This window comes from Modicisalibacter sp. MOD 31.J (genome assembly GCF_020147985.1).
Lineage (GTDB): Bacteria > Pseudomonadota > Gammaproteobacteria > Pseudomonadales > Halomonadaceae > Modicisalibacter > Modicisalibacter coralii.
The window spans coordinates 609,823-621,364 of the sequence record NZ_JAGXFF010000004.1; the positions used below are offsets into that span (position 1 = coordinate 609,823).

Genomic DNA, 11,542 nt, shown 5'->3' on the forward strand with positions numbered 1-11,542 from the left:
GGCCGCTTTACGCTCCCTCTTTGCGAGGAGTGAGTATTGTCGTGCCGCGTCGCTCAGTCCTTGGTGACCCGGTTGATCTCCTCGAGGCTGGTCACGCCCTCCAGGACCTTCTGCAGACCGCTGTGGCGCAGGTCCGCGTATCCCTGGCGATGGGCCTCGGCGGCGATGTCCAGGGAGCTGGCCTCCTGCAGGATCAGGCGGCTGATCGCCTCGTCGACGGGGACCACTTCGTAGAGCCCGACCCGCCCATGGTAGCCCAGGGTACACTGCTTGCAGCCCACCGGCTGATAGATCGTCGCATCGCGCAGCTGGGCGTCGCTGAAGCCCTCCTCGAGCAGCGCCTCGCGGGGGATGTCGGCGGGCTGGCGACAGTTCGGACACAGCTTTCGGGCCAGGCGCTGGGCGATGATCAGCGACACGGAACTGGCGATGTTGAACGGTGCCACACCCATGTTGCGCAGGCGCGTCAGCGTCTCGGCGGCGGAATTGGTGTGCAGCGTCGAGAGTACCAGGTGGCCGGTCTGCGAGGCCTTGACGGCGATCTCGGCGGTTTCCAGATCGCGGATCTCGCCGACCATCACCACGTCCGGGTCCTGACGCAGGAAGGCGCGCAGGGCGGTGGCGAAGTCGAGGCCGATCTTGGGTTGCACGTTGACCTGGTTGACGCCGGGCAGCTTGATCTCCACCGGGTCCTCGGCGGTGGAGATGTTGCGCTCGGCGGTGTTCAGCAGGTTCAGGCCGGTATAGAGCGTCACCGTCTTGCCGCTGCCGGTGGGGCCGGTGACCAGGATCATCCCCTGGGGCTGGGCCAGGATGCGCTCGTAGATCGCCTTCTGCTTGGGGCTGAAGCCCAGCACGTCGATGCCCAGCTTGGCCGAGGCGGGGTCGAGCAGACGCAGGACGATCTTCTCGCCGTAGACGGTGGGCAGCGAGTTGACGCGAAAGTCGATCGAGCGGTTCTTGGACAGCCGCAGCTTGATCGCGCCGTCCTGGGGCAGGCGGCGTTCGGAGATGTCGAGCCTGGCCATCACCTTGAGGCGTGCGGCGATGCGGGTGCGCATGTTGAAGGGCGGCCGGGCCACTTCGAGCAGCACGCCGTCGATGCGATAGCGCACCCGGTAGCTGGTCTCGTAGGGCTCGAAGTGGATGTCCGAGGCGCCACGGCGGATGGCGTCGAGCAGCAGCTTGTTGACGTACTTGACCACCGGCGCATCGTCGCCGGAGGCGGTGATGCCGCTCTCGGCATCTTCCTCGAGCGACTGTTCGCCGTATTCCAGGCCGTCCAGACTCTCGTCGTCGAGGGCCTCGAGCATGCTGTCGGCATCGCTCTGGGCCAGGTAACTCTCGACCGCGGGTTCGAGCTGGTCGATCGGCGCCAGGACGCCCTCCACCGAGAGGCCGGTGGCGAACTGCAGCTCGTCCAGGGCGGCCAGCGTGGAGGGGTAGGGCACGGCGACGGTGAGGCGGTGCTCGATGCGCATCAGCGGCAGGATGTGATGCGTGCGCAGGACCTTTTCGGGCATCTCCCGCGCCGGCGGCAGGATATCCCGGCGCAGGGCATCGAGATCGAGGATCGGCAGGCCGTACTCGCGGGCCGCCGCCTGAGTCGCCTCGCGGGCGGTGACCAGGCCGGTGTCGATGACGTGCTTGAGCAGCGAGGTCTCGCTGGCCTGGGCTTCCTGTTCGGCGCGACGAATCGCCGCGTCGCTGACCAGCTCCTCGGCGAGCAGTCGGCGCGAGAGCCCGCGCAGTCCGTCGTCGACCCGGGTCGAGGCGCGGGCCAGCGGCGAATGACGATCCCCGGCAGCGTGCTCGGTATGTGGCCCCGCGGCCGGGGATGAGGTATCTGGCGATGAGTAGGAAGACATGGTGTCGGGCTTGCTGCCTCTCGTTGAATCGGTCACCTGCGTCGGGGCAACGCGACGCCACCCTCGTGGCCCGCGTCGATGCCTCCCGCGACCTGTCGATCACTATAGTGAAACGCCCGGCGCCCTGCAGTGCTAGCCTGGCGCATCTTCAATCATGGCGTCTTGACCTGACGCAGGCAGTTGGCTCGTCGGTCGACATGAGGGTCGCCATACCGTGATCTGGACGCAAGAGTGGCACGTTTTTCAGCCTTTACGGTACTCCCCGGCCGGGTCGCTTGGTGTAAAATAATGTTGCGTCGCGTGGCACCGTGGACGGTAACGCATGAGCGGATCGTATTGGCGCGAAGCAGGCGCTATCCACGCTGCGATACCACCCATGTCATGGCATCGTAGTGAGGGATCTGGTAAACAGGCACTGTACGCACTGAGCTTCTAGGGAGCCGAGAATGAAAAAGCAGGTGGGCTGGGCAAACCGGCGACAGGGCGGTTTCACGCTGATCGAACTGATGATCGTGGTGGCGATTATCGGGATCTTGGCGGCGATCGCGATTCCGCAGTATCAGGATTATACTGCTAGGGCAAAAATGTCTGAGGTGATTATGGCTGCTTCAGACTGTCGGACAACTATTAGTGAAGCTGCTATGACAGGGCTTAGTACAACGCCGACTGCTAATGGTTTTGGCTGTGAAGACGCTACTGGCCCAGTTTCACAATACGTCGCTACCATTCAAACCAGTGCTGCAGGTGTTATTACTGTGGAAGCTAGGGGGATAGGGCAGCTTGGTAGTAATGATAAAATCGAGTTTGTTCCCTACTCCGATGCAACTGCAAGTACTGCAATGACTGCAAGTGGTTATGATGGTAGTACACCCATTAAGGCATGGCAGTGTCAGTCGGCTTCTACCAATGGAGTGGCAGCGGATTACTTACCTGCTAGTTGCAAATAAGTTGTAGGTTTCTTGGAGCAATGGTCGGCATCTTGCCGACCATTTATCTTAGGTTATTAAGAAAGCTGCCTGCGCTAGGCAACATGATGGTGTTAAAAATTGGCTAAAGATGCTCGTTTATGCCCCGTAAACTCTGCTTTTTGCCTTGCTATGCCGACTTTTCGTAAAAACCTAGTGTGTGCGCTAATATAAAGCCTGCTCCTCACTCACCACTTCCTTCAATAACTCCAGATATAGCCGATCGGCTTCGGAGAACTCCGCCGGGTCGTCGGGGATATGCACGCTGGTGGTGTCGCTGATCTCGTTGGCGATGCTCGCCAGCACCCGATCGCTATTGCCTTCCCCCAGGTGCCGCCGGGCGACCGTCAGCGACTGTTCGAGAATCTGCGGGTCCTGCAGCAGCTTCTTGATGAATTCCCGTAGCTCGTTGATCACGCGAATCTTTTGCATTTCCGAACCGGCCATCGGTCTCGCTCCTGCCAGTGGTTGGTCTACCGGCAAAGATAGCATGCCACGCCGTGCCGAGTCAGGCGCTGGCGGTGCTCCGCCGGGCGTATGAGAGCCGGCGTACTCTGACCGTCGGTGATCCTGCTTACTTTGTCGTTATTTTTTGTTAATTTATTGTGAGGTCTGGTTTACACTCCTGGTAACGCAGCGCGGGGCTGGAGGAGGTGCTGGCTCCAAGAGGCATGACGTCAAGGTCGGCACCGCATCGTCTGGGCATTAGGCCAGGCGGCCCGGTAGAGAAGGGAGAGGCTCATGTACATCAAGCGAAGTGCCAATGGCGAGATCGAGCTGGCAAGCCGGTACGCGACCCCGGACTGCACCGAGTATCTGCCGGCGGATGCGCAGGAGTGGGGCACTTTCCTGGATGACGGGACGACCCTTCACGACCAGCGGTGGCAGCAACGGGACAGGGAGTTCATCAGGGTGCTCGAGGACCTGCTCGAGGTGCTTGTGAACGATGAGTTGCTGTGTCTCGAGGACTTGCCGATGGCGGCCCGCGAGAAATTGGCGGGTCGTCGACTGGTGCGCTATCAGCACCAGATCGAGAAAGCGGCCATCGAGAGCGGCTTCGAAGCGTCGCACTAGGTGTCGTAACAGAGCTTGGAACGAAGAAATTCCGGGGCATGAGCATCTGCACCGTCATGACGGGCAGGGCCTCGACCCGGTGGTGGTTCGAGGATTCTCGGTGCTCCTTGCAGGGCGCCAGATGCAGGCCGCTCGAGTCAGCTCGCTGAACGTCATGGCTCGAGCTCACAACAACCCGCCCCGTCTGGACGACGCACGCCGGCAGGGGCCAGCAGGAAACCGAAACATGCAGCCTTCCTTTCAGCCTCGTCGGGCGTTCTTTCGCCATGCCTCCCGTGGTTTGTTCAATGCCGTCACCCTGGCCCCGGCTCTGGTGCTGGTGACGTCCCAGGCCAGTGCACAGGCGCCATCGGGCGGTGCCACGCTGCAGGATGCCGTGCAACGTGCCATGCACCACAACCCGGACGTGCAGGCCAGCTGGCACGGGCTGCAGGCAGCCATGGACGAAGTCGATGTCGCTCAGGGGGGCTACTTGCCGAGCCTGGATGTCAGTGCCGGTGTCGGTCGTGAGTATCGTGAGGACGACGGGCGAGGCAGTTACAATGCCGACTTCGCCGAGATCACGCTGACCCAGATGCTTTGGGATGGTCTGGAGACGGCCAATGAAGTGGAGCGTCTCGATCGTGCCCAGTTGGTGAGTTATTACCAATTCATGAGTACCAGCAACGATGTGGCACTGAAGGTGGCTCAGGCCTACCAGGATGTGCGCCGCTATCGTGAACTGGTCAGGCTGGCTCGTGACAATTATGCCAAGCATCTCGAGGTCTATCGGCAGATCGACCAGCGTACGCAGTCCGGGGCGGGCCGCGGCGTGGATCTGGAACAGATCACGGGGCGTCTGGCGCTGGCCGAGTCCAACCTGATGACGGAAGCCGCCAATCTTCACGACGTGAGTGCCCGCTTCCAGCATCTCGTCGGCGAGTTGCCGGCGGACGAGCTGGCGGCGGCGCCCGATTTCACCCAGGGGTTTCCCGACTCGATCCGTCAGGTGGTGATGAAGGCCTACGAGGGGAATCCCGGGTTTCATGCCGCCATCGAGAATATCGCTGCGGCCAAGGCGTCCGCGGCGAAGACCAAGTCGGGTTTTCACCCGCAGGTCGACTTCCGTGCCAGTGCCGGCACCAACAACCAGAGTGGTGCCACCGGGCGTTACGACCAGGGGGTCGTTCAGGTCGTCGCCAGCATGAACCTGTACCGTGGCGGCTCGGATCTGGCGTCTTACCGGCAGGCCAACGACCTGCTGGAGCAGGCACGGGATCAGCGTGACAACGAATGCCGAAACGTTCGTGAAACGGCTTCCGTTGCCTTCAACGATACGCGGCAGATCACCGAACAACTGCAATATCTCAACCAGCATCGGCTGTCGACAGGACGTGTGCGCGGCGCCTACCAGCAGCAGTTCGACATCGGTGAGCGCACCTTGCTCGACGTGCTCGACTCGGAAAACGAATATTTCGAAGCGAGCCGAGCCTACACCAATGCCGCCTATGACCTGGAACTGGCTCGTGCCCGGACCCTGGCCGCCATGGGGCAATTGCTGCCGGCCCTGAATGTGTCGCGCAGCGGCGTACCGACGCTGGCCGAACTGGGGAGCGACGGCGTAACCCTCGACGGCGACAGCCTGTGCCCGGCCCAGACGCCGACGCATTATAGCCTCGAGGAACTGACCGCGGGTCTGACGCCGGTCGGCACGCTCGGGGAGTGATCCCGACCGCGCGCGGTGAGGCCGGCGTTGCGATGAGTTCGAAGGCGGCGCCGCGTCACCTCCAGACTTTGCCGTCTTCGCCGATAGGGATAGTGTGTTGGCCTTGCCCTGGGCGGTTGTCTGGTTCGGCGTCTGACGGGGCACGAAGCGGATGCCGGAACCCGTGGCCGTCGACGCGTGACGGCGTGATAGTCGCGGCATGCCCGGGTCAAGAAAAACGAGGAATGCGCGGGTGAGAGTGTGACCAGCCATATCAAGTGGGAAGGCGGCCAATCGACGGGTGATGACCTGCTCGAGTGTTTGCAGATCGTGGCCCGGGCCCATGATCACGAAATCACCCGGGAGGCGACACTGGCCGGGTTGCCACTGGATGAGGGCCGCCTGGCGCCGAGTGTCTTCGCGCGGGCTGCCGCGCGTGCGGGGTTGACCTCGCGGCAGGCGCTCTGCCGACTGGTGCGCCTGAATCCGCAGCTTTTCCCGGTGATTCTGCTGCTCGAGTCGGCACGGGCCTGCGTGCTGCTGTCGCTGGACGTGAAGCGGCGTGTAGCGCAAGTGATCTATCCCGAGCTGGGCGAGGCCGCCGTCGAGGTCCCCCTGGACGAGCTGCAGGCACGCTACAGTGGGCGTGCCATTTATGTCCGTCCGAAGCACCGTTTCGACGCGCGAACGCCGGAAGTCAAGCGGCAGAAAAATCGCCACTGGTTCTGGGGCGTGGTGCTGGAGAATCGCAGGCTCTACCGCGATGTCTTGATCGGTTCGGTACTGGTCAACCTGTTCGCCATCGCCATGCCGATGTTCGTCATGAACGTCTATGATCGGGTGGTCCCCAACCAGGCTACCGAAACACTCTGGGCCCTGGCGGCCGGGATCTTTCTCGTGCTGTGTGCCGATCTGGCACTGCGACTGACGCGTAACGCCTTCGTCGACCTCGCCGCCAGCCGGGCCGACGTCAAGTTGTCGTCGACGCTGCTGCAGCGGGTGCTCGGCATGCGGATGGAGGCGCGCCCGGCCTCGACGGGGTCGTTCGCCTCGACCCTGCAGTCCTTCGAATCGGTGCGTGCCTTCATCGGTTCGGCCACCATCATTGGTCTGGTCGACCTGCCGTTCGTGCTGCTCTTCGCCACGATCATCGCCATCATTTCGCCGCCACTGGTGATTCCCATCGTGGTGGGTATCGTCGTCGTGCTGCTCTACGCCCTGGCCGCCCAGAGCCGGATGCACGAGTTGTCGGAAACCACCTGGCGTGTCGGCGCGCAGCGCAACGCCACCCTGATAGAAAGCCTGAGCAACCTGGAAACGGTCAAGACCTTACGGTCCGAAGGGCGTATCCAGGGCGCCTGGGAAAAGGGCACGGCCTTTCTCTCGCGCACGTCGGCACAGATGCGCCTGCTGGGAACCTCGGTGGGCAGTGTGGCCACATGGGCGCAACAGACCGTGGCCGTCTCGATCATCATCGTGGGGGTGTATCTGATCATCGATGGCGATCTGTCGCAGGGTGGCCTGATCGCTGCCTATCTGCTGTCATCGCGGGCCATGGGGCCGGTGAGTCAGGCGGCGGCGCTGATGGGGCAATATCACAACGCCTCGACGGCACTGGCGTCGCTCAACGAGGTGATGAAGACGCCGGTGGAGCGTCCCGAGGGGCGTCACTATGTCGCTCGACCCCAGATCGAGGGGCGGCTGGAACTGCGCGGCGTCTCGCTGCGCTATCCCAACGAGGAGCGGGATGTCCTGCGTGATGTCTCGCTGCAGATTCGTCCCGGAGAGAAAGTGGCGATACTCGGCCGGGTGGGATCCGGGAAGTCGACGCTCAACAAGCTCATTCAGGGGCTTTATCAGCCCACTGCGGGTGCCGTGATGGTCGATGGCGTGGATATTCGCCAGTTCGATCCGGTCGATCTGCGTCGGCACATCGGCTATGTGCCCCAGGATATCGCGCTCTTCTACGGGTCGTTGCGTGACAATATCGTGGCGGCAGGGGGCAGCGATGGCGTGGACGACGCGGCCCTTTTGCGAGCCATAAAGCTCAGCGGACTCGAGGAAATGGTCAATACCCATCCGCAAGGCGTGGAGCTCCAGGTGGGTGAGCGTGGCGAACTGCTTTCCGGCGGGCAGCGTCAGGCCGTGGCGATCGCCCGGGCTCTGGTCAACGATCCGCAAATCCTGCTTTTCGACGAACCCACCAGTTCCATGGATCACACCAGCGAAGATGCGTTCAAACGGGCCCTGGAAGCGCACGCCCGATACCGCACGATGATCGTCGTCACACACCGGACGTCACTGCTGTCGCTGGTCGACCGCATCGTGGTCATCGACGGTGGCAAGGTCGTCGCTGATGGGCCCAAGGATCAGGTGGTCGAAGCGCTGCGTAAAGGCCAGGTCGGGAGGGCGAGCCAGTGAGCGAGTCATCGTCCACCACGCCGGGAGGGGCAGAGTCTCCACGCCGTCGCAGTGCGGAGCAGGCCGGTTTCGAGGCAATGGGTCGGATTACCCGCAGCGGCGGCAAGCCGTTTCGTCCGTTGATCGATCGGCTTTTCGCGCGCTGGGTGTCTTCCGCGCATCTCAAACGGGACTGGGCCAGCGATGCCGATTGGGCGCGCATGCAGCAGGATCCCATGCGTGCGCGGGCGCTGCTCTACCTAGTGGTGTGCATTCTGCTGGCCCTGCTGGCCTGGGCGGCCGTGGCCGAGATCGACCAGGTCACCAAGGGCATGGGGCGGGTGATTCCCTCCTCTCAACTCAAGGTCGTGCAGTCCTACGACGGCGGTGTCGTCAAGAAGCTGCTGGTCAAGGAGGGGGACGTCGTCAAGGCAGGCCAGTTGTTGATGCGCATCGATCCGACTCGCTTCGTCTCTTCCTATCAGGAAGGGGTCGCCAAGTCGCTGGCACTGCAGGCCAAGGCCGCTCGCCTCAAGGCGCTGATCGCCGAACACCCCTTCGAGCCATCGGCCGAATTGGCCGAACAGGCGCCCGATCTGGTCGCCCACGAGCGAACCCTCTTCGAGAGCAGTCGCCAGTCGCTGGAGGAAACACGCAAGATCGCTCAGGAGCAGTTGAGCCAGCGCCAGGAGGAACTCAAGGAGGCGCAGGCCCGTCTGGACCAGGCTTCCCGAGCCCTGAGCCTGGCCAGCAGGGAGCTGTCGTTGACGCGTCCCTTGTTGAGTTCCGGTGCGGTGTCCGAGGTCGAGGTGTTGCGTCTGGAGCGGGATGTCTCCAATGCGCGCGGGGAACGCAGCCAGGCGACGGCCCAGGTGGCACGGCTGAAGGCGGCCATCGGCGAGGCCGAGAGCAAGTTGCGGGAGTCTTCGCTGGAACTGAAGAATCGCTGGAGCAATGAGCTTTCCGAAACCCTGGGACAACTGGCCGCTCTTGAGCAGAGTAACGTCGGCCTTCAGGACAAGGTGAGCATGGCCGAAATCCGTTCGCCCGTGGATGGTGTCGTGCAGCGTTTGCATGTCACCACGCTTGGCGGTGTCGTACAGCCCGGCCAGGACATCATCGAGATCGTGCCTGATGACGAGCAGCTTCTCGTCGAAGCGAGGATCGCGCCCAAGGATATCGCGTTTCTCAGACCTGGCCAGCCGGCTTTCGTCAAGTTCACGGCCTATGATTTCGCGACCTATGGCGGCATGGAGGCGACGCTCGAGCACATCAGTGCAGACACCATCACCGATGACGACGGCAATACGTTCTATCTGGTCAGGGTGCGTACCCAGGACAATACGCTGGGACCGGGCCTGACCATCATTCCGGGAATGACGGCGCAGGTGGATATTCGTACCGGCAAGCGCACGGTACTCGATTATTTGCTCAAGCCACTCCTGCGAGCCAAGGGCAATGCGCTGAGCGAACGATGAATAATAGACAGTTTTTCGTATGTCAGGGTGAAAACGTGGTTCCGCGGTGGACCGAAGCCTTTCCAGGCGCCGTGCTCTGCACGCCGGCCCAGGTCAGCGCCCAGGCCGGCCCGGAAGACCATGTCTGGATTCTCGCCGATCTCGATGACTGGGCCGGCCTGGTGCTGAAGCTGGCACGGCGCGAGGCCATCGTGGTGGTGCTCGCCTATCGGCCGGACGTCAGTCAAGCCTTTCAGGCACTCGATGCCGGCGCGCGGGGTTATGCCCATGCGCTGTCTGCCCCGGCCTTGCTGCAGCAGGTCGCACTGGTCACCGCCAATCAAGGCCTCTGGGTATGGCCGGAGCTGTTGCAGCAGGTGGTCGGCGCCACCTTCAGGCTCTTGTGTGATGATGGCAAACGAGTGCCCGAGGTCGTGCTCGATGGCTTGACGAGTCGTGAGCGCGATGTCGCCCTGGCCGTGGCAGCCGGCAAGAGCAACAAGGAGGTGGCGCGTCAGCTGGATATCACCGAGAGGACCGTCAAGGCGCATCTGGGCGCCGTGTTTCGCAAGCTGCATGTTCGTGACCGCATGCAACTCGTGCTGGCATTGTCGGGCCAGCAAGTCAGCATGCCCTGAACGCCTCCGGTACAACCCGTCACGTTGACCTGACGGGTTGTTACATTGAGTTACTGTACCTCGGTCCAATACCTCCCTCTGGTCAGATTTCTTATCATCTCTCTCACTGGGCGTCCCTCCGTGATCGGCAGGTGGCGTTGAGACCTCTTTCGCTTGCAGGGTGATGACGCATGAGTACTCCAATCGCAACCGTTCTTTCCGTCTCCGGCCAGGTCTGGGCTCGTGATGCCGATGGCAATTTGCGCTCGCTGCGGCCCGGGGATGTGCTGATGGAGGGCGAGGAGCTCATTACCGGCGATAACGGTCATGTGCAGCTCGATCTCGCCGACTCGGCGCCGGTCGTCATCGGGCCCGAGCAAGCGGTCGCCATGTCGGCGGAACTCGACGCCCAGGCGCCCGTGCCCGACGATGAAGCCTCCGTCCTCGACGACGATCTCGAGACGCTGCTGACTGCCATCGACGAGGGCGAAGGTGATCTGCTCGATACGCTCGACGCGACTGCTGCTGGTCTGGGCAGTGGCGGCGGCGGCGGTGGTGGTCACAGCTTCGTGGAATTGGCGCGTATTTCGCTCGACAGTGACTCACCGGTTTTCAACTACGATGCGGCGTCCTTGAACGATGCCCAGGCGGCGCGTTTCACCGGCGAGGCGCAGGTCAATGCGGCACCCACCGTCACCGATGACGTCCTGCAAGGGCTGGAAGATTCGGTACTGTCAGGCAATGTTCTCGACAACGACAGCGACCCCGAAGGCGATACCTTGACGGTGGTCTCGTTCACCGTCGGTGGTGATAGTTATTCAGCCGGCGATGTCGCCGTCCTGGATGGTGTGGGTACGCTGATTCTGGAGGCTGACGGTCGCTATACATTCACGCCCGACGCCGACTGGAATGGGCAAGTCCCTCCTATCGGTTACACGGTGTCCGATGGTCTGCTGGACAGCGCCGGCAACCTGACGCTGACCGTCACGGCGGTGAATGACGCTCCCGATACCGCGAACGACGCCCTGACTACCGCCGAAGACACCGCGCTGACCATCGACCCGGCGACTCTGCTGGCCAACGACAGCGACGTCGACGGCGACACCCTGACGATCACCAGCGTGAGCGGTGCCGTGAACGGTGAAGTCGTACTCAACGCCGACGGCAGCATCACCTTCACCCCGGCCGCCGACTACAACGGCGACGCGAGCTTCACCTATACCGTCAGCGACGGTCAGGGGGGTACCGCCACGTCGACGGCGACGATCGCCGTCACCCCGGTCAACGATGCACCGGTGGCGGTCGACGATGCCCTGACTACCGCCGAAGACACCGCGCTGACCATCGACCCGGCGACCCTGCTGGCCAACGACAGCGACGTCGACGGCGACACCCTGACGATCACCAGCGTGAGCGGTGCCGTGAACGGTGAAGTCGTACTCAACGCCGACGGCAGCATCACCTTCACCCCGGCCGC

The 11,542-nt window shown here is 62.8% G+C and carries 9 protein-coding genes; 7 read left to right on the forward strand and 2 right to left on the reverse strand.

All coding sequences use genetic code 11. The features are described 5' to 3' along the window. Positions 1–53 precede the first annotated feature (53 nt). Complete coding sequence (gene pilB / locus KGR00_RS16750; RefSeq protein WP_224419734.1) at positions 54–1,868, reverse strand: type IV-A pilus assembly ATPase PilB; 1,815 nt, start codon at positions 1,866–1,868, stop codon at positions 54–56. Between the two features lie 446 nt (positions 1,869–2,314). Here pilB and KGR00_RS16760 point away from each other — a divergent pair, with 446 nt between their 5' ends. Next, positions 2,315–2,815, forward strand: a complete 501-nt coding sequence (locus KGR00_RS16760) for a pilin (RefSeq protein ID WP_275423183.1) — start codon at positions 2,315–2,317, stop codon at positions 2,813–2,815. Between the two features lie 183 nt (positions 2,816–2,998). On the opposite strand, the gene KGR00_RS16765 is transcribed toward KGR00_RS16760, so the two are convergent. Next, positions 2,999–3,280 (reverse strand): hypothetical protein, encoded by a 282-nt coding sequence (locus KGR00_RS16765; RefSeq protein ID WP_129138640.1) that lies wholly within the window; start codon positions 3,278–3,280, stop codon positions 2,999–3,001. A 294-nt stretch (positions 3,281–3,574) separates the two neighbouring features. Here KGR00_RS16765 and KGR00_RS16770 point away from each other — a divergent pair, with 294 nt between their 5' ends. The 6 genes from KGR00_RS16770 to KGR00_RS16795 all read left to right on the forward strand — a co-directional run. Beyond that, positions 3,575–3,907 carry a tryptophan synthase subunit beta like protein gene (locus KGR00_RS16770; protein WP_224419735.1) on the forward strand — a complete coding sequence of 111 codons (333 nt, stop codon included), beginning with the start codon at positions 3,575–3,577 and terminating at the stop codon, positions 3,905–3,907. 226 nt (positions 3,908–4,133) lie between these two features. Then, positions 4,134–5,612, forward strand: coding sequence for a TolC family outer membrane protein (locus KGR00_RS16775; RefSeq protein ID WP_224419736.1), 1,479 nt, complete (start codon positions 4,134–4,136; stop codon positions 5,610–5,612). A gap of 240 nt (positions 5,613–5,852) precedes the next feature. Continuing rightward, positions 5,853–8,012: a type I secretion system permease/ATPase gene (locus tag KGR00_RS16780; RefSeq protein WP_224419737.1), complete on the forward strand. Its 2,160-nt coding sequence runs from the start codon at positions 5,853–5,855 to the stop codon at positions 8,010–8,012. A gap of 77 nt (positions 8,013–8,089) precedes the next feature. Continuing rightward, complete coding sequence (locus KGR00_RS16785; protein ID WP_224419738.1) at positions 8,090–9,469, forward strand: HlyD family type I secretion periplasmic adaptor subunit; 1,380 nt, start codon at positions 8,090–8,092, stop codon at positions 9,467–9,469. A 35-nt stretch (positions 9,470–9,504) separates the two neighbouring features. Next, entirely contained in the window at positions 9,505–10,086 is a 582-nt protein-coding gene (locus KGR00_RS16790) for a response regulator transcription factor (RefSeq protein ID WP_224419739.1), read from the forward strand. 170 nt (positions 10,087–10,256) lie between these two features. Continuing rightward, on the forward strand, positions 10,257–11,542 hold a 1,286-nt coding region (locus KGR00_RS16795; protein WP_224424454.1), incomplete at its 3' end, for a retention module-containing protein.

Excerpts from the sequence above, each read along its gene's own strand:
- KGR00_RS16760 (WP_275423183.1), top strand. The coding sequence starts at position 2,315 with ATGAAAAAGCAGGTGGGCTGGGCAAACCGGCGACAGGGCGGTTTCACG.
- pilB (WP_224419734.1), bottom strand. The coding sequence starts at position 1,868 with ATGTCTTCCTACTCATCGCCAGATACCTCATCCCCGGCCGCGGGGCCA.
- KGR00_RS16765 (WP_129138640.1), bottom strand. The coding sequence starts at position 3,280 with ATGGCCGGTTCGGAAATGCAAAAGATTCGCGTGATCAACGAGCTACGG.
- KGR00_RS16770 (WP_224419735.1), top strand. The coding sequence starts at position 3,575 with ATGTACATCAAGCGAAGTGCCAATGGCGAGATCGAGCTGGCAAGCCGG.
- KGR00_RS16785 (WP_224419738.1), top strand. The coding sequence starts at position 8,090 with ATGGGTCGGATTACCCGCAGCGGCGGCAAGCCGTTTCGTCCGTTGATC.
- KGR00_RS16775 (WP_224419736.1), top strand. The coding sequence starts at position 4,134 with ATGCAGCCTTCCTTTCAGCCTCGTCGGGCGTTCTTTCGCCATGCCTCC.